Here is an 18,494-nt window from a genome sequence, read left to right on the forward strand (position 1 = left end):
GCAACTGCCCGGAGTCCAGGCGGTGCGCGGCCACGGCCTCGGCGAGCGCTGCCGCGTCGCCGGTCCCGAAGCCGTCACCCGAGGCACGGCCGAGGGCGTACCGCCAGCGCGCGGCCTGCCGTTCGGGCGAGGGCGCCGGCACGGTCAGGACGACGGGGCTGTCGGCCGCCCACTCCGGGGCCCAGCCGACGGTGCCGTGCGTGAACAGGGGGATCCCCCGCAGCGCCGCGCACAACGCCCCGAGCGTGCGGGCCCGTTCGGTGGGTTCGCCGGGCAGCGCCTCCAGTGGGCCGAGGACGACTCCGGCGCCGGTCAGGCGGGCTTCGAGGGCGGCGATCCGGGCGAGTTCCGGTACGTCGCCGGAGCGGCGGGCGAGCGCCGTCGCGTCCAGGACGAGCGGACGCAGCCCGGCCGCGCTCAGGGCGGCGATGGCCAGCCCCGCCGCGTCGCCACCCCGGCTGCGCAGATGGACGAGGCCGACGCCGGTCCCGGCGGCGGCCGACGCCCGGTGGACGTCCGGCGTCCCGGCGGTCAGGTCCTCGCGGGCCTCGCCGAGCACCCCGGTGAGCCGGGCGTCGGGCCGCGCGCTGCCCAGCAGATGCCCGGTGACCCGGTCGGGCACCACCAACACCCTTGACAGCGGCGGCCGTTCCGGCTCAGTGATCTCCACCAGGCCCCCCGCGACCAGCGGTGCTCCGGGAGCGAGCCGGAACCGGGCGGCTGCCGCCCCGCCCAGCCCGCACAGCTCCAGGGCGAGCCCGACCGTGGGCCGCCGGCGCGTCAGGTCGTCGTTGAGGTAGCCGTAGAGCCGCTCGAACCGGGCGTCGAGGTCGGGCACCACCGTGACCAGCAGTAGATCCAGGTCCAGCGCGGACAGCCCGAACCGCCGGGCGAGTCCGTCGAGGACGGACCCGGCGGGCGGCTGCCAGGGCTCCTGCGCGGGTACGCCAAGGCCGCCGGGCTCGTCCAGGACACGGTCGACCGCGTCGGGGGTGAGGTACTGGCCGAGGTACGGGTCATCGGGGTCGGGGTCGGCGGCGCGACGGACGGCCACGGCACGCCGTACCCGGGCCTCGACCAACTGGAGCCGCGACCAAAGGTGTTCCACGTCGACGGAGACGGACTGGCCGTCGACGGATACGGAGTCGGCGACCAACTCGGTTTCGATGGTGTGCGTCACGGCTTACGGTCCCCTCGGCGGCGACGGCGGGCGGGGACGGAGGCACCACGGACGGCCACGGCATGGCGTACCCGATCCTCGACCAACTGGAGCCGCGCCCACAGGTTTTCCACGTCGGTGGACACGGAGTCGGCGACGACGACAGGTTCGACGGTGTGCGTCACGGCTGGCGGTCCCCCCGGTGACGGCGACGGGCGGGGGCGGGGCCCCGTTCGCGCGGGCCGGCGAGGCCGCCGGCCGGGCCCGGGTCGGTCGCCTCCTTGTAGCGCAGCCGGCGGCCCGGCGTCGGCTCCCCGGTCTCGCTCCGGGTCGCCGAGCGCACGACGAGGCCTTCGGTGACCGGCGGCGCGGTCTCCGTGGTCACACCGGCGAGCGGCGCGCTCACCCGGACCTGGAGCGAGGCCTTCAGCTCGCCGCCGAGCGCCGACCACACGTCGGCGGCGGCCGGTGCGTCGAGCCCGGTCCCGCCGGCGTTCAGTCCCACCGTCAGACCGAGCTCGGCGAGCGAGCCGGTGAGCAGGCGGGCGGGCAGGGTGTCGCCGGCCACCAGAGTCGCCAACACCTGGGAGAGCAGGCGGTGTTCGTCCTGCGGGCGGCTCGCCCACGCCGTGACCAGGTACGTCAGCTCGAACCAGCGTGGCGGGGTCCGCCGCGCCACCAGGTGGCCGTCGGCGTCGTACACCTCACCGGCGCCGCTGCCGCGCCGGACGGCGTCCTCCCGGATGTCGTAGAGGAAGACGCAGACGGTGGGGGCGCTGCGGCGCGAGGCCCAGTCCCGGGTGGGTGCGTCGAGGACCACATCGACGCCCGACGCCTCCAGGCCGGCCTCGCCGAGCAGCCGGCGCAGCGCCTCGTCGACCTCGTGGATCACCGGCGGGTCACCTCGTCGGGCGGCTGGATGGTCCCGCTGACCACCAGGAAGTCGGTCTTCACCGGTGAGAACCCGGGGCCCTTGGCGGTGATGACGCGCGGTCCGGTCTGGTCCTTGGCGAGGATGAGCAGCTGGCCGATGAAGGTGCCGTCCCGCTTCGGCACGGTCGGCGGCGCCGCCGCGGTGATCCCCGGATTCCAGGTGAACCGCACCGGCACTCCCGGCGGGAAGTCCTTGCCGCGCACCGAGGTGACGAAGCCGGGCTTGCCGATCGCCGGTACCGCGACGATCCGGGGCTGGAGGATGCGCAGCCGCTGCCGGGCGGTGTTGTCGTTCTTGTCGGCGTCCGTCCCGGTGGTGGTGAGAACGCCGGTGACCTGGCCGGTCGTTGCCTTGTCGGGGCTGAGGACGACCTGTACGACGGTGCTCGCACCCGGGTTCAGGTCCGGCAGCGCGCACACCCAGGAGGCGTCGCAGCCCGCCGGCGGCCCGCTGTCCGGGATGCCCTTGGGAAGGCCGACGCGCAGCCGCAGCCCGGTCGCCAGCGCGTTGCGGCCGTTGCGCACCGTGTACGTCACCACGACACGGCCGCCGACGTAGCCGGGGTTCGGCTGGGCGGTGACCTTCACTCCGGGTCCGGCGTCGGGCGCGGGCGGCTCGGCGGGTGCGGGCGGCTCGGCGGGCACCGTGGGCACGGTGGGCACCGTCATGGTCGGCGTCGGGGTCGGAGTGGGCGTCGGCGGGGCCTCGCGTACCGGGACCAGGGTCCGGCCGGTGTTGTCGCTGGGCTCCGGGTCCAGGACCGTTCCGGTGACCGACCAGTCGACCGGCTGGTCGCCGACGGTGACCCCGGTGAGGGTGACGGTCACCGGGACGGTGGTGCCCGGCACCACCACGCCGACGTCGCACTGGAGCGAGGCGGCCTCGCAGGTGCCCCCGGGCCAGGTCACCCCGGTGACCTGCACACCGATGGGCGGGGCGATGGTGAGCGTGGTGCCGGGGGAGGCGGCGGGTCCGTTGTTCACCACGTCGACCTGGACCGTGGTGGAGTCGCCGACCGTGACCTCCGGGGCGGTGCCGGGCGCCTGGACCGCGAGGTCCACGGACTGCTGGACGCTGGGTTCCTTCTGCCGGCCCGGGAGGGTGCTGGTGAGCGGGATGAGGGCACCCGATTCGACGTCCAACAGGCTCAGCTTCTCGGGGGTGTTGACCGCAATCCTGGCCCGCGAGCTGATGACCAGGCTCTCCCCGTCGGCCGTCCACGCGGCGTCGCGCGGCTGGAACGGTCCGGTGTCCGGGGGGCCCGGCAGCGGCCGGCCGCAGGCCCCGGGCAGGTCGACGGCGGAGGCGGGCGACAGCACCCGGCAGTCGGCGCCCGTGAGGGAGGTGAGCAGGATGCCGCCCCCCTGGTCGACCTGGCCGCCGCCGCTCTTGCGGTTGAAGGCGATGCTGGTCCCGTCCGGCGAGAACGCCGGGCTGTCGTCGATGACCTCGCAGCTGCCCGGGCAGATCGCGGAACTCAGGTCGCGCTGCCGGGCCAGGTCGGTCACGGGCACGGTCCAGATGTGCTTGTTGCCGCCGCCCCCGTCGATCACCTCGCTGCGGGTGAAGGCCAGGGTGGTGCCGTCGGAGGACCAGGTGGGCTGGGCGTCGCGGCCCGTCTGCTCCCCGGTCGGCGGGGTGACCTCGCCGGTGATCGCGCCGGTGACCGCGTCCGCGACGAGGATGCGGCTGGGACCCGCGGCGTCACCGACGCCGCCCGGCGAAGTCCGGGTGAAGGCAAGGGACTTGCCGTCCGGGGAGAACGTCGGGTCGGTGTCCCAGTCCGTCGCCGCGCGTCCCGCGAGGGGCATGGGCGCAGCGTTGGAGCCGTCGGCGTCCACCAGCCAGATCCGCTCGATCCGCCGCCCGTCGGCGTCGGTCTCGAAGCGGGTGACGACGATCCGGCGGCCGTCGGGCGTGTAGTTCTGCCGCTCGGTCCACGGGTCGTACCCGGCGGCGGGCTGGAACAGCGGGTCCTTGGCGGGATCGGTGTTGGTGTCGGCCGCCGGGTCCTCGTTGAGGATCGTCAGCCCCAGGTCGCGCGGGTCGGACCCGTCCGCCCTGGCGTCCTGCAGCGTCACCACGTGCGGGCCGGCCGCCGAGGTGCGCTCGACCACCACGCCGCCGCCTTCGAGCGGACCGGACCAGGTGACCGTGGAGACCTCCCGGTCCTCGTTCAGCACGAGCGAGGGGACCTGGTCGAGGTGGGCGATCGTCCGGAACACATGGTCCCAGTCGCCCTCGCACTCACACGTGATCTCGGGGCTCAGGAACACCAGACCGTCCCCGTCGGGCAGCCAGGCTGCCCCGTGGGCACGCCACTGTGCCTGCGCGCCCCCGAGCAGTACCTCGTCACCGTTCGCGTTCGCGTTCGCCACCCGCAACCGGGGCACGCTCTGCCCGTCGGTGGTGGTCGTGGCCGTGTACGCGATCCAGTCCCGGTTCTCGTCGTCGTTCACCGGGTTCCACGCGGGTTCGGTGGCCGTGCCGTTCGCCGGGTCGGTGATCCGGACGGCGGTGCCGCCGGCCAGCGGCCGTACGTAGACCTGCTCCCCGGTCAGTGCGTCGCTGTCGCTCGCGTACGCCAGTCGCTGCCCTTCGGGGGAGACCGTCGGGCTCTCCTCGTTCGCGGGCGTGTCCGTGAGCCGCGTCAGGCCGGTGCCGTCGGTGCGCACCAGCCACAGGTCGCGCTGCGTCCCGCCACCCGGACCCGCGGACTCGGCCGCGTCGAACACCACGGCCGTGCCGTCCGGCGTCAGCCGGGGGTGCGCCGCGTCCAGACCGCTGGTCAGACGCCGTACGGAACCGTCGGCGGACCGCAGGTAGATCTGCGGGGTCTCCTCGTCGCGCAGGCTCGCGAAGACCAACTGGTCGCCGAGGGCGGACGGCTGGACGTCCTGGTGGGCCGGTCCCGCACCGAACAGGGGGGTACTGGAGGTCGTGGTGGCCACCTGGCCGAGACTGCGGTGCCGGGTGCCGGCGTACGCCATCCGGGTGTTCGCGGGGTCGGCGGCCACGGCCCGCGTCGCGGATTCGGCGCTGCCCGGCCCGGAGGCCGCCGTCACCCCGAGCAGTGGGACGAGCAGCAGCAACGCCATACCGGGTCTTCCCAGGCGGTACCGCCCGCCGGGGCCAGCGGTTCGCATTGCGGGTCTCCCTCGCGGTCTGGTGCGGCACATGGATGTGCCCCCACCACCCTGCGACGACCGCGCACGACGCGGCAGGGGGACGGGGCCGTACCTGGGGGAAACGTGCGGTGCGCTTTCGGGCAGCACCGACGTACCCCGCTGTCGTCAGATGAGTCCGTTCCGCAGCGCGTAGCCCACCGCATGGGTCCGGTTGCGCAGTTGGAGCCGGGTGATGATCTCGTGCAGGACGTTCTTGACGGTCCGTTCGGAGTACGCGGTCTTGCGGGCTATCTCCGCGGTGTCCAGGCCCTCCGACACCAGGCGGAGCATGTCCGCCTCCCGTGTGGTCAGCGTGGACAGGGACAGGCCCTGCGGATCGAGCGACGAGCGCTGAAGGCTGCCGACCTGCGCGAGCAGCTTGCCGAGCAGGTCACCGGGGAGCACTCCCTCGCCGTTGGCCGTCGCGAGGACCAGGTGGACGAGCCGGTCCTGGTCGGCCTCGGCGCGCCGCAGCACCGCCGAGACGCCGCACTCGATGACGCGTTGCAGCGCGCCGGAGCCGAGGGTGCCGACCACAAGGCCCACCTGGGTGGCGGAGTTGAGCCGCAGCCGGTGCAGCAGGGCGGCCACGTCGTCCTCGACGTTGTCCACGACCACCAGCGACACCTGGGCCCCCTCGGCATCGGCGTCGGCGAGCAGATCGACCTCGGGTCGCTGGCGTAACTGCTGGACGACACCGACACGCAGGATCGGATCGGCTGCGTAGACGGCCACGGTCACCCGCTCCGGCCGACCGGTACGGGAGATCCGGTGCCCGGAACCGACGGTGGTGTGCTCGTAGGAAATGGGGGCAGACATGGCAGGGGTGTTCTCCTCTGCGCAGGACATGGGGGGGTTACCTGTTCGTGAGTTCGTGCGTTCTTGAGTTCGTGGGGGGAGGATCGCCGGAGCGGGACGAATACCGGAAGGCGGCGCACGGGAACCGTCGAGTGACATCAACGACCCACCACTAAAGGCGAGTTGACGGTGCCTTCGCGGGCATCACGACTGCCCGGGTGTTGCCCTCGCGTCTCTCGGCGCACCCCGGCGGGTGCTTCTACCGTGGGGGCGTGACGCCTTCTGCAGCCCCTTCCGGTCCCGGTGCGCCCGGACTCGACATCCCGGTCGTGACAGTGGCCCCTGGCGGCACTGCCACGACCAGTCTGACAGTCCGCAACGACAGCGACATCGTCGAGGCCTACAGCCTGGAGGTCGTCGGGGACTGTGCCTCCTGGACCACCGTGGAACCCGCGCGGGTCTCCCTCTACCCCGGCACCTCCGAGACGGTGACGATCCGTCTGGAACCGCCGCGCTCCCCGGAGATCCGGGCCGGCGAGCTGCCCCTCGCGATACGGGTCCTGCCGACCGAGCATCCCGACGGGGTACGGGTTCCCGAAACCACCGTGTACGTCGAGGAGTTCCACCAGCTGCGCACCGAGTTGCAGCCGCGCCGTCGGCGCGGCTGGCTGCGCGGACGCTACCGGCTGGCGGTGCGCAACGAGGGCAACACCCCGGTACAGGTGGGCTTCACCCCCGGCCAGCCGGGCGAGGAACTGGCGTTCACCTTCAACCCGGCCGGGCCGAAGCTGGAGCCCGGCGAGTCGACCGAGGTCGGGCTGCGGGTCCGTACGGGCAAGCCTGTGTGGTTCGGCTCCCCGGTGGTCTGGCCGTTCACCCTGACCACCGCCGAGACCGGTGACCAGGACGGGACCCGGCCGGACAGGACCCAGCCGGACGAGACCGCCCACCGGCCGCCGCTGGACGCGGAGTTCGTCCAGATCCCCATCTTCCCGAAGTGGCTGCTCGCCGTACTCGCGGTGCTGCTCGCGCTGCTGCTCGCCTGGTTCACGCTGGTCCGCCCGGCGGTGCGCAGCGCCGCTAAGGAAGCTGCCAACGAGGTGGTCCAGCCGCGCCCCACACCCGCGGAGGAGCAGGCCGGCGGCGGGCAGACACCCGGCAGCGGTACCGGCGGCGCGAGCCCCTCGCCCGGCGGTCCGGGCCAGGGCCAGAACCCGAGTTCCGGAACAGGCGGAGAAGGCATCTCGCCCGGGAACGGGGACGGCGGCACCACGGTCGGCGGCGGTCAGCAGAGCTCGGAGACCATCGACCTGAAGACCACCACGGGGACGACCGAATCCGGTTTCCACAGGGTGGCCGAGAAGACCGTCTTCGGCGTGACGGACATCGTCGTCGCCAACTTCCAGGGCGACGAAGGGGTGATGACGATCAGCTTCGGCAACCGGAAGATCACCACGATCGCCCTGGAAACCTTCCGTAACCAGGACTACCACTGGGTCACCCCCATCAAGATCCCCGCGAACAACACCGTGACCATCGAAGTGACCTGTGCGAAGCCGGGCACTCCGGCCACCGGCCGACAGGCGAACGAATGTCACGAGGTCCTGAACGTGAGTGGTGTGGTCAGCCGCACCGAGCAGTGAACCGAACCTAAAGTCTCCGATCATTTTTGATCGGTGCCGACTACATCTGTAAAGAGTGGGCACCTGCTCTGTCCAGAAATCGATAACCCTGGTCTCAAAACCGGCATCCTGCCGCAGAAGTCACACGCGCACGACACACACAGCACACAAAGCAGCCGGACATACGGGTCGCGCCTGTACACGGTTCGCGTCGAAACGCCGACGTCCAGAAGACCAGTGGGCCGCGCCGGGAACAGGCGGTCCCGCCGGCACGGTTGCACCGACCGAGGGACCGGCGCCGCGCGGGCGGGGAACACGGAGACCACGAGGTCGTCCGCCCCGCCAGGAGCCGGGCCCCGGGGTCGCGGTACGCCCGCCGCGCGCTCGGACCACACGTATTTCTGCAGAAGGACTGTTTTCATGGCTGACCGGCCTCTGACGCTCATGGCAGTGCACGCCCACCCCGACGACGAGGCCACCGGAACCGGAGGAGTCCTCGCGCGGTACGCGGCGGAAGGCATCCGCACGGTTCTCGTGACGTGTACCGACGGCGGTTGCGGTGACGGACCGGGGGGTGTCAAGCCGGGTGACCCCGGGCACGATCCGGCGGCGGTCGCCTCGATGCGCCGTCAGGAACTCCGGGCGAGCTGTGACGTCCTGAAGATCAGCGATCTGGAGATGCTGGACTACGCCGACTCCGGGATGATGGGCTGGCTGAGCAACGACGCCCCCGGATCCTTCTGGCAGACCCCCGTGCGGGAAGGCGCGGCCCGGCTCGCGGAACTCATGCGGCACTACCGGCCCGATGTGGTCGTCACCTACGACGAGAACGGCTTCTACGGCCACCCCGACCACATACAGGCCCACCGCATCACGATGGCGGCGCTGGAGATGACCGCGCTGACACCGAAGGCGTACTGGACCACGATGCCCCGCTCGACGATGCAGCGGTTCGGCGAGGTCATACGCGAGTTCGGAGAGGACATGCCGGAGCCGGATCCCGCCGAGGCCGCCGCGCTGGCCGAGATCGGCCTCCCCGACGACGAGATCACCACATGGGTGGACACCATCGCCTTCAGCGGTCAGAAGTTCGACGCGCTGGCCGCGCACGCCAGTCAGGGCGAGAACATCTTCTTCCTCAAGATGGGCAAGGAGAGGTTCGGCGAGCTGATGGGCACGGAGACCTTCGTACGCGTCCAGGACGCCACCGGCACGGCCCTACCCGAGAACGATCTCTTCGCGGGCCTGCGCTGACCCGGCCGACCGCCCGGCCGGGGAGCTTTCCCGGCCGGGCGGTCGGCAGCCTTTACTTGTGCGTCTTGACCCGGGGTGTCGGCTTCGGACCCTCGGCGCGCAGGGGGCCGTGGCTCAGCTTCGGGGGAACGGCTGCCGCCGAGCCCTTCTTGAGGTGGCGGGGCACGACGTCCTGGGGGAACGTCAGCTGCTGGCCCATCCACGTCAGGGCGGGAGGCATCTCCCGTACCCAGGTCGGGAAGTTGTGGCTGCCCTCGTCGGGGAGTATCGCCACGACCCGCATCGGGGCCTTGACGGCCTTGACGAAGGCCTGCGTCTGCGGATAGCCCCGTTCACCGTGCTTGCTGTCGGCCACCAGGACGGAGACGTCGGGGACGGGCAGGTGCTTCAGCCGCCACATCAGGTCGTGGGCGTTGATCCGGTCGGTGCGGTCCGGTCCGGTGCCGAAGAGGCTGCCCGTCGTCGGGTCCTCCCTGATCTTGTAGTCGGGCGACAGGGCGGCGGCCGTCGTGTACACGTGCGGATCGCGCATCGTCAGCTGAAGGGCGCAGGTGCCGCCGGAGGAGTAGCCCATGACGCCCCAGGCACTGGCGGCGTGGCCGACCCGGTAGGCGGACTTCAGGGCGTCGGGCAGATCCCTGGCCAGGAAGGTCTCGGTCTGCGGACCGCCCGGTACGTTCACGCACTCGGTGTCGCGCGGCGGGGCGATCGTCGGCCGGATCATCACCATGATCGTCGGCTGCATCTGCCCCCTCCGCTGCAGGTCACCGGCGGTCTGGGAGACCCGCAGATACTGCGCGAGGTTGAAGATGCTGCCCGGGTAGCCGCTGAGCGCGACGATCACCGGGAAGCGCTGCCGCTTGTACGCCTTCTGGAAGTACTGCGGCGGCAGGTAGACGAACGCCGGGTCTATCACTCCGGTGCGGCGTCCGATGATCTTCACGGACTCCACTCGCCCGTTTTCCTCGGCGGGGCTGGTGGGCAGTCCGCTGACCCTGCTCAGCTGCTCGTCGGAGGCCGGCTGTACCAGCGCCCCCTTCACGGAGATGCCGCTGACAGTGCCGACGCCGCCGCCCTGTGTCACCCCGACGGGGGCCGTCTCGACACGGCCGAAGAGTTCGCCCCACGATCCGAAGAACTGGTACGACGAGTTCAGCCAGCACGCGAACGCCGCGACGATCACCACCTGGGTCATCCCGAGGGCCGCCAGGCGTCCCAGCACCTGCCACACACCCCGCCGGGCGAACCGCGGCCACAGCCAGACCAGCAGTGCCACACCCAGGGCGGCGACCACCGCCATCACATACACCGTCGTCTCGCTGGTCAGACCCATACCGGTTGATCCCCGATTTCCCTGCCTGTTACTACCTGTGCGGCTTCCTTCATACAGAAGGAGGGACGTTGCACCGTTCGCGTTCCCCAATCAGCGCAAATGGGGTGAGGCGGAGAACACACTTGCGGTCTCCGCCGGACGGTGTCGCACAGCCGCGGCCGGCCGGATGACCGGCCGACCGCGGGTGGGGGATCCGCAGCCCTCAGCCAGGGTGCGGGTAAGGGTCCGGTCGGACGTATTGCCCAGCCGTACTGCCCAGAAGAAAGTTTTCGGATCGCGGCAACCGTTTGTGGTGCCGGTGACCACAAAAAAGCGGATCCGGTCACAGCGGTGTGGCAGGGATCCAGATTTCCTCTGGCGAACCGCGCGCAAGGAGCACACCTCCCACATGAATCACCCCACGAACGGCGGGCGCCGGGGGCGTCACCGCCGTCGCTGGACCGCCACAGGTCTGCTGTTCGGCATACCCGCCGCCGTCGTCGTGCCGTATCTCCTGTTCACGCAGGACGACTCGCAGGCCGCGACAGTCGACGGTGCGGCCTACTACCAGCTCGTTTCCGTGCGCAGCGGCAAGGTGCTGGACGTCAACGGCTACTCCACCGCCGACGGCACCCGTATCCAGCAGTGGACCGACCAGCACAGCGCCAACCAGCAGTGGAAGCTGAAGCCCGCCGGGGGCGGCTACTACGAGCTGGTGAACCGCAACAGCGGCAAAGTGCTGGGCATCAAGGGCAGTTCGACCGCCCGTGCTGCCGCCGCCGAGCAGCAGACCGACAGTTCCTCCACCGCCCAGGAGTGGCGGATCGACGGGGTGAAGGGTTCCGACGCCGTCACCCTCACCTCCCGCAGGAGCGGCCAGGTCCTGGACGTCACCAGGGCCTCCAAGGCCGACGGCGCGTTGGTCATCCAGTATTCCAGCAGGGGCACCGCCAACCAGCAGTGGAAGCTGGTGAAGATGGCCCCGCCCGAGGGATCAGGGAGCGGCGGGGCGCAGACCCCGGCCGGGACCGGACCGTACGTGTGGAAGAACGCCCAGGTGGTGGGCGGCGGTTACGTCACCGGACTGGTGTTCAACCCCACCCAGAAGGGCCTGCTGTACGCGCGCACCGACATGGGCGGCGCCTACCGCTGGGACGTCGCGGCCGAGCAGTGGATCCCGCTGACCGACCAGTTCGGCGAGAAGGACTGGAACCTGCTGGGCATCGACGCGGTGGCCACCGACCCCGTCGACCCCAACCGGCTCTACCTCAGCGCGGGCACCTACACCAACGACTGGGCGGGCAACGGCGCGCTCCTGCGCTCCACCGACCAGGGCCGCACCTTCAAGCGCACCGACCTGCCCTTCAAGCTGGGCAGCAACGAGGACGGCCGCGGGGCGGGCGAACGGCTCGTGGTCAACCCCGGGGACCACGGCACCCTGCTCCTGGGCACCCGCAAGAACGGCCTGTGGCGCAGCACCGACAGCGGCGTGACCTGGGGTCAGGTCTCGTCGTTCCCCATCAAGGACGGGGCGGGCAGCGGTGCGGGCATCTCCTTCGTGACGTACGGCCCGGCGGGAAGCAACACGGTCTATGTCGGCGTCGCCGACAAGTCCCGCTCCCTCTACCGCTCCACCGACGGCGGCAGCACCTGGCAGGCCGTCTCCGGGCAGCCCACCGGCCAGATGCCGCAGCACGGCGTGCTCTCCGGCGACGGCTCGCTGTACCTGACGTACACCGACGTCGTCGGACCCAACGGCGTGACCGCGGGCTCGGTGTGGAAGTACACGCCGGCCAACGGGGCGTGGAAGAACATCTCGCCGTCCCAGGGCGGATACGGGTTCTCCGGTCTGGCCGTCGACCCGCAGAAGCCGTCCACGGTGATGGTCACCACCCTCGACCGCTGGTGGCCCGAGGACGAGGTCTACCGCACCACCGACGGCGGCGTGACCTGGAAGGCGCTGGCCGACAAGTCGGTGCGCAGCGCCGCCGCCGCTCCCTACATCGGCACCCGCACCGGGCACTGGATGACCGCCCTGGCCATCGACCCCTTCGACTCCGGGCACGTGCTGTACGGCACCGGCAACGCCATCCTGCGCAGCAAGGACGCCAACGCCTCCGACAGCGGCGGCACCAGCCACTGGAGCATGGGCGCCCGAGGCCTGGAGGAGACCTCGTTGATCGACGCGATCGCCCCTCCCGGCGGCGCCAGCGTCATCACCTCCATGGGCGACCAGGGCGGCTTCCGGCACGACGACCTGACCAAGGTGCCCTCCGGGCGGCTGGCGAACCCGATGATGGGCAACAGCACCGACATCGACTTCGCCCAGTCCAAGCCCTCGATGATGGTCCGTGTCGGCCACGGCGGCGCGCAGGACGGCGCCTACTCCACCGACGGCGGCCTCAGCTGGAACGGCTTCACAGCAGAGCCGGTGGCCAGTGCCGACGACGGCCACATCGCGCTCGCGGCGGACGGCTCCAGCATCGTCTGGACCGAGGCCGGCCAGGCCCCGTACCGCTCGACCGACAACGGGGCGAGCTGGTCGAGGATCGGCGGTCTGGGCAACGGGGCCGTGGTCGTCGCCGACCGCTCCTCGGCCGGGACCTTCTACTCCCTGTCCGGCGGCACCCTCTACGCCAGCACCGACGGCGGCGCGAACTTCACCGCCCGCGCCGGCGACCTGGCCGCCGGCCGGCTCACCGCCGTCCCCGGCATCGCCGGGGACCTGTGGATCTCCGGCGGCGGCAAGGGGCTGCTGCACTCCACCGACGGCGGCCGGACCTTCACCACGCTCACCACGGTGAAGTCCGCCTCCGCCCTCGGCTTCGGCAAGGCCGCGCCGGGCACCGACTACCAGGCCCTGTACCTGATCGGCACCGTCAAGGACGTCACCGGAGTCTTCCGCTCCACCGACAAGGGCGCCACCTGGCTCCGCGTCAACGACGACGCCCACCAGTGGGGCGCCATCGGTGCGGTCGGCGTCATCACCGGCGATCCCGACACCTACGGTCGCGTCTACGTCGGCACCAACGGACGCGGTCTGCAGTACGGCGACCCGTCCTGACCCCAGCGCCCGAGCGGGGCCGCGGGCACAACCGCCTGCGGCCCCGCCATGGCTGACCCGTACCCCGGAAAGCGTGTCGAGGGCGCGGCAAGGGCCGGTCGGCCCCTGTCCGGGACCTGTGGCCCCTCCCCCACGAGCTCGACCGGCACGAGGCTGGAACCGGGTCGCGCGATCAACGGTCCAGGAGGTGCAGACCAGGTCCGGCGCCGTCATCGTGAGCTTCCGCGGCCCGCCCCGGAGCCGCGCCACAGACTTCGGGCGGGCGGGCGGGCAAGCAGGCGGGCAGGCGGGCAGGCGAGAGGTCGGTCATGGAGGCCGAATCGTGCGGCCTGCCGCTGAAGCGCCACAGGCGGGTACACGTGCTCCGAGACGCGTTCGAACGCGGGGCCCTTCGGACACCACGACGAGCGGGCGCCCTCGGTTCGCGCCCCTTCCCGGAGCCCGACTCGCCTCGACGACCTACGGAGTCACCGTGCCCAAGACCGAACACCAGGACAGCTCCAGCTCCAGCACCGTACTGACCGACGAGGAACTGCGCACCCTGGACGCCCACTGGCGGGCCGCCAACTACCTGGCCGTGGGCCAGATCTACCTGCTGGCCAACCCACTGCTCACCGAGCCCCTGACGCCCGAGCACATCAAGCCGCGGCTGCTCGGCCACTGGGGTACCTCGCCCGGCCTCAACCTCGTGTACACGCACCTCAACCGCGTGATCAAGGCGCGCGGTCTGGACGCGCTGTGCGTATGGGGGCCGGGTCACGGCGGGCCGGCCGTGCTCGCGGGCTCCTGGCTGGACGGCAGCTACAGCGAGACCTACCCGGACGTCTCACGCGACGCGACGGGCATGGACCGGCTCTTCGGGCAGTTCTCGTTCCCCGGCGGCGTGCCCAGCCATGTCGCGCCGGAGACACCCGGCTCGATCCACGAGGGCGGCGAGCTCGGCTACTCACTCGCACACGCCTACGGCGCCGCCTTCGACAACCCGGACCTGCTGGTCGCCTGTGTGATCGGTGACGGCGAGGCGGAGACCGGGCCGCTCGCCGCGTCCTGGCACTCCAACAAGTTCCTCGACCCGGTGCACGACGGCGCGGTCCTGCCGATCCTGCACCTCAACGGCTACAAGATCGCCAACCCGACCGTGCTCTCCCGCCTCCCGGAGTCCGAACTCGACGAGCTGTTGCGCGGCTACGGCCACGAGCCGATCCATGTCACCAGCGACGACCCGCACCAGGTCCACCGCGCCATGGCGGACGCCTTCGACCAGGCGCTGGACCGTATCGCCCGGACGCAGCGCGCGGCCCGCGAGGACGGCACGACCGAGCGCGTGCACTGGCCCATGATCGTGCTGCGTACGCCGAAGGGCTGGACGGGCCCCGCCGAGGTCGACGGAGTCCCGGTCGAGGGCACCTGGCGCGCCCACCAGGTCCCGCTGTCCGGCGTACGCGAAAACCCCGAGCACCTGCGGCAGTTGGAGACCTGGCTGCGCTCGTACCGCCCCGAGGAGCTCTTCGACGCCGACGGGCGGCCCACCGCCGACGTTCTCGCCGGCATCCCCGACGGGAACCGCCGGCTGGGCGCCACCCCGCACGCCAACGGCGGTCTGCTCGTACGTGACCTGCCGATGCCGTCCCTCGACCGCTTCGCCGTCCCCGTCGACAAGCCGGGCACCACCCTGCACGAGCCCACCCGGATCCTCGGCGACCTCCTCGAACAGGTCATGCGGGACACGTCGGAGCGGCGCGACTTCCGTCTGGTGGGCCCGGACGAGACGGAGTCCAACCGGCTCGGCGCCGTCCTCAACGCCAGCGGCAAGGCCTGGCAGGCCCAGACCCTCCAGGTGGACGAACACCTCGACCGGCACGGCCGCGTCATGGAGATCCTCTCCGAACACCTCTGCCAGGGCTGGCTGGAGGGCTATCTGCTCACCGGCAGGCACGGACTGTTCTCCTGCTACGAGGCGTTCGTGCACATCGTCGACTCGATGGTCAACCAGCACATCAAGTGGCTGAAGACATCGAGGGAGTTGGCGTGGCGGGCACCCATCGCCTCCCTCAACTACCTGCTGACGTCGCATGTCTGGCGTCAGGACCACAACGGCTTCTCGCACCAGGACCCCGGGTTCATCGACCACGTCCTCAGCAAGAGCCCTGGGGTCGTACGGGTCTATCTGCCGCCGGACGCCAACACCCTGCTGTCCGTCGCGGATCACGTCCTGCGCAGCCGTGACTACGTCAACGTGATCGTGGCGGGCAAGCAGCCCTGCTTCGACTGGCTGTCCATGGACGAGGCCCGCGCCCACTGCGCCCGCGGCGCCGGGATCTGGGACTGGGCGGGCAGCGAGAACGGCGGCGAGCCCGACGTGGTGCTGGCCTGCGCGGGAGACGTACCGACGCAGGAGATCCTGGCCGCGTCCGATCTGCTGCGGCGCCATCTGCCGGAACTCGCCGTCCGCGTCGTCAACGTCGTCGACCTGGCCCGGCTGCTGCCGAGCGAGGAACACCCGCACGGAATGGGCGAGTTCGAGTACGACGGCCTGTTCACCACCGACAAGCCGGTGATCTTCGCCTACCACGGCTACCCCTGGCTGATCCACCGCCTCTCCTACCGCCGCACCGGCCACGCCAACCTCCATGTCCGCGGCTACAAGGAGATGGGCACCACGACCACCCCGTTCGACATGGTCGTCCGCAACGACATGGACCGCTACCGGCTGGTCATGGACGTCATCGACCGCGTCCCCGGCCTCGGCGTCCGCGCCGCCGCCGTACGCCAGCGGATGGCGGACGCCCGTACCCGCCACCACGCCTGGATCCGCGAGCACGGCATCGACCTGCCCGAGGTCACCGACTGGACCTGGACCGGCTGAGCTCTCTTACTCCACAAGGGAGTTCATTGCCCTGACCGTACGTGTCGGCATCAACGGCTTCGGCCGCCGGCCGACACGTCGGTCCGGCATCAAGGCCGAAGGGCCCCTCGGAGGGGCCCACCCGGCCCCCTCCCGCCCGAAGGGCGTGGCGAGGGGGCCGAGTTCGATATGTCCGCCAGACCGGCCAGCTCTTCGCGGCGCAGTCCGGAGATGCGCCGCTCCCCGCCCAACGTCAGCCCGCTGTCCTGCGGTGGCATGCGCTCACGCCAACCGCGCACAGCCATGCCGAAGTGCCATGTCGGCCATGTTATTGGAGGGTCCACGTCTGGTTGTCCCAGGCGTTGCATTCCCACAGGACCACCACCGTGCCGCTCGTGCCCCCGAAAACGGTGACGCATTTCTGTGACTGATCGGCCACCAGTTCCGTACCGGAGAAGTGGAATTGCTGGCTGGAGTCGCCGCTGCACGCGCTCAGTTGGATCTCGGTCCGGTCGTCGCTCGCTCCGTCGGCCACGGTCATGCATTTCCCCAAGGAGCGGAAGGTGTCCCCCGATCCGGTCTGCCAGCGCTGTGCCGCGGAGCCGTCGCAGGCGACATGGACCAGCTGGATTCCCTCGGTCCCGGCGCCGCCGCTCAGGCACTTCTGCGTGGCGGGGACCACCAGGGCATGGCCGACGGCCGGGTCGACCGTTGCACCGGATCCGCTTTCCTCGGATCCGGCATTGCCTCCGGACTCCGGCTCGGAGTCCTCCTGCACGGTTGTGGACGTCGGCTTCGAAGAGGTGTGCGGCGTCGGAGACTTGGCGCCGGAACTCGCGGAGCGGGACGCCTTGGGGGAGGAGACCGTGGGTGCGGATGTGTCCGTGGACTGCTGGGTGGGGTTGTCGGCCGCGAGCGGGCCGTCGGACGCGGTGGCGCTGACGCTGCTCTTCCCCGTTGGCAGGTTGGTCAGCAGTACGGCGATCGTGATCAACAGCGCCGTGGCGACGGCCGCGGCGAGCACGACCGGCTTCTTCGAACGGCCTGGGGGCCGGTGCGCCTGTTGGTCGGTCGTATCGGGCTGTGGAGGTTCTACGGGTGGCTCGGCTGCGGAGGCATCATCGGTTCCGCGGTCCGAGTTGAGCCCCGATGGCGATGGCGATGGCGATGCGGACTCGGGCACTGGGTTCGCGGCCGGAGCCGGAGCCGGAGCGTCGTCGGCCACGGCCACGGGGTGGGCGGCGGGTGGAACAACAGAGGGCCCCGCTGCGCCTGCCGGGCTTCGCAGCATGCGTTCGGCGTCCTCGGCCGACAGCCGGTCGGCCGGTTTGGCCACGAGCAGGCCCTGGATCAGCGGGGTGAGCGGTCCGGCACCGCGCACTTCGGGGGCCGGTTCCATGGCGATGGCGTACATCGTCTGGGCCACCGTTTCCCGGAGGAACGGTGAGCGGCCCTCGACCGCTTCGAAGAGCGTTGCGCCGAGTGCCCACAGGTCGGCCTCCGGCCCGGGTTTGGCGCCGACTAGGCGTTCGGGGGCCATGAAGTCGACCGACCCCACGAGTTGGCCGGTGCGGGTGAGCGCCGAGGTCTCGACGGCCTGGGCGATGCCGAAGTCGGTGAGGACCACGCGGCCGTCCTCGGCGAGCAGCACGTTGGCCGGTTTCACATCCCGGTGCAGGACCCCTGCCCGGTGCGCGGCCCGTAACGCGGCGATCACGCCCCGGCCGATCCGGGCGACCTCGTCGAGCGGGACCGTGCCGTACGCCTTGATCCGGTCGGCGAGGGTGGTGGAGCGCACGTACTCCATCACGATGGTGGGCCGGCCCTCGTCGTCCACGACGTCGTGGACGACAACGACGTTCGGGTGGCTGATCCGGGCGGCGCTGTGCGCCTCGCGCCGGGCGCGTTCGAAGAGGGTGGCGAGTTCGGCGTCGTCGAGCTGGGGCTGGGAGTGGAGCTTCTTCACGGCGACCTGGCGGCCGAGGAGTTCGTCGTGGGCGCGCCAGACGGTGGCCATGCCGCCCCGGCCGATGCGGTCGAGGATGAGGTATCGGCCGGCGATCAGCCGTCCTTCGTCGGACACCGTGGGTTCCTTTTCTCTGCTTCAGACCGATCCGGCCGACGGCGCCACGGGGTTCCTCCGGCCGACCGCACGCCCAACGGCCCTTCGCCTACGACTGGTTGAGGAGCATTTTGGCAGCGAAGGGCCCGGAAGCAGCCGCTTTCCACGGCGCGTCGGGCCCGGTTGTCGCGCGCGGGGCGACTCCAGGGCTGTTGGTCGGTTCCATGAGGAGCAGGACCCGGCCGCGAGCGGGGCGGCGCCGCCGTCTCACGTCATG

The 18,494-nt window shown here is 71.2% G+C and carries 10 protein-coding genes and 2 pseudogenes; 4 read left to right on the forward strand and 8 right to left on the reverse strand.

The features are described from left to right. The 5 genes and pseudogenes from G3I56_RS39295 to G3I56_RS39315 form a co-directional block, all read right to left on the reverse strand. Positions 1 to 1,180, reverse strand: a pseudogene (locus G3I56_RS39295) (ATP-binding protein); the annotation flags it as partial. After that, positions 1,177 to 1,344, reverse strand: a complete 168-nt coding sequence (locus tag G3I56_RS39300) for a hypothetical protein (protein WP_164417790.1) — start codon at positions 1,342 to 1,344, stop codon at positions 1,177 to 1,179. The pseudogene G3I56_RS39295 and the gene G3I56_RS39300, both read right to left, overlap by 4 nt. Next, positions 1,341 to 2,051, reverse strand: coding sequence for a DUF4255 domain-containing protein (locus G3I56_RS39305; RefSeq protein ID WP_164417792.1), 711 nt, complete (start codon positions 2,049 to 2,051; stop codon positions 1,341 to 1,343). Before G3I56_RS39305 ends, G3I56_RS39300 begins: the two co-directional genes overlap by 4 nt. Beyond that, positions 2,048 to 5,239 carry a DUF11 domain-containing protein gene (locus G3I56_RS39310; RefSeq protein WP_164417794.1) on the reverse strand — a complete coding sequence of 1,064 codons (3,192 nt, stop codon included), beginning with the start codon at positions 5,237 to 5,239 and terminating at the stop codon, positions 2,048 to 2,050. Before G3I56_RS39310 ends, G3I56_RS39305 begins: the two co-directional genes overlap by 4 nt. Positions 5,240 to 5,386: 147 nt before the next feature. After that, positions 5,387 to 6,079, reverse strand: a complete 693-nt coding sequence (locus tag G3I56_RS39315) for a LuxR C-terminal-related transcriptional regulator (protein ID WP_164417796.1) — start codon at positions 6,077 to 6,079, stop codon at positions 5,387 to 5,389. Between the two features lie 251 nt (positions 6,080 to 6,330). On the opposite strand from G3I56_RS39315, the gene G3I56_RS39320 reads away from it, so the two are divergent. Further along, on the forward strand, positions 6,331 to 7,701 hold the full coding sequence (locus G3I56_RS39320; protein ID WP_343240186.1) for a hydrolytic protein: 1,371 nt from the start codon (positions 6,331 to 6,333) through the stop codon (positions 7,699 to 7,701). Positions 7,702 to 8,100: 399 nt separating this feature from the next. Continuing rightward, positions 8,101 to 8,934: a PIG-L family deacetylase gene (locus G3I56_RS39325; protein WP_164417798.1), complete on the forward strand. Its 834-nt coding sequence runs from the start codon at positions 8,101 to 8,103 to the stop codon at positions 8,932 to 8,934. A 52-nt stretch (positions 8,935 to 8,986) separates the two neighbouring features. On the opposite strand, the gene G3I56_RS39330 is transcribed toward G3I56_RS39325, so the two are convergent. Beyond that, on the reverse strand, positions 8,987 to 10,267 hold the full coding sequence (locus G3I56_RS39330) for an alpha/beta hydrolase-fold protein (protein ID WP_164417800.1): 1,281 nt from the start codon (positions 10,265 to 10,267) through the stop codon (positions 8,987 to 8,989). A 388-nt stretch (positions 10,268 to 10,655) separates the two neighbouring features. Between G3I56_RS39330 and G3I56_RS39335 the strand changes: the two genes are divergently transcribed. Together G3I56_RS39335 and G3I56_RS39340 are read left to right on the forward strand one after the other, a co-directional pair. Next, the gene (locus G3I56_RS39335; RefSeq protein ID WP_164417802.1) at positions 10,656 to 13,310 is read left to right on the forward strand and encodes an RICIN domain-containing protein; all 2,655 of its coding nucleotides are present in this window, start codon (positions 10,656 to 10,658) and stop codon (positions 13,308 to 13,310) included. Between the two features lie 472 nt (positions 13,311 to 13,782). Further along, entirely contained in the window at positions 13,783 to 16,176 is a 2,394-nt protein-coding gene (locus tag G3I56_RS39340; protein WP_164417804.1) for a phosphoketolase family protein, read from the forward strand. Between the two features lie 164 nt (positions 16,177 to 16,340). Here the strand turns inward: G3I56_RS39340 and G3I56_RS44415 are convergent. Then, positions 16,341 to 16,460: pseudogene (locus tag G3I56_RS44415) on the reverse strand (transcriptional regulator); the annotation flags it as partial. 23 nt (positions 16,461 to 16,483) lie between these two features. Next, positions 16,484 to 18,238: a protein kinase gene (locus tag G3I56_RS39345; protein WP_164417806.1), complete on the reverse strand. Its 1,755-nt coding sequence runs from the start codon at positions 18,236 to 18,238 to the stop codon at positions 16,484 to 16,486. Between the last annotated feature and the right edge of the window lie 256 nt (positions 18,239 to 18,494).

It is taken from the genome of Streptomyces sp. SID12488 (genome assembly GCF_010548275.1).
Lineage (GTDB): Bacteria > Actinomycetota > Actinomycetes > Streptomycetales > Streptomycetaceae > Streptomyces.

Bases quoted from the DNA above. Each gene is read 5' to 3' on its own strand.
- G3I56_RS39310 (WP_164417794.1), bottom strand. From the start codon at position 5,239: ATGCGAACCGCTGGCCCCGGCGGGCGGTACCGCCTGGGAAGACCCGGT.
- G3I56_RS39315 (WP_164417796.1), bottom strand. From the start codon at position 6,079: ATGTCTGCCCCCATTTCCTACGAGCACACCACCGTCGGTTCCGGGCAC.
- G3I56_RS39325 (WP_164417798.1), top strand. From the start codon at position 8,101: ATGGCTGACCGGCCTCTGACGCTCATGGCAGTGCACGCCCACCCCGAC.
- G3I56_RS39330 (WP_164417800.1), bottom strand. From the start codon at position 10,267: ATGGGTCTGACCAGCGAGACGACGGTGTATGTGATGGCGGTGGTCGCC.
- G3I56_RS39335 (WP_164417802.1), top strand. From the start codon at position 10,656: ATGAATCACCCCACGAACGGCGGGCGCCGGGGGCGTCACCGCCGTCGC.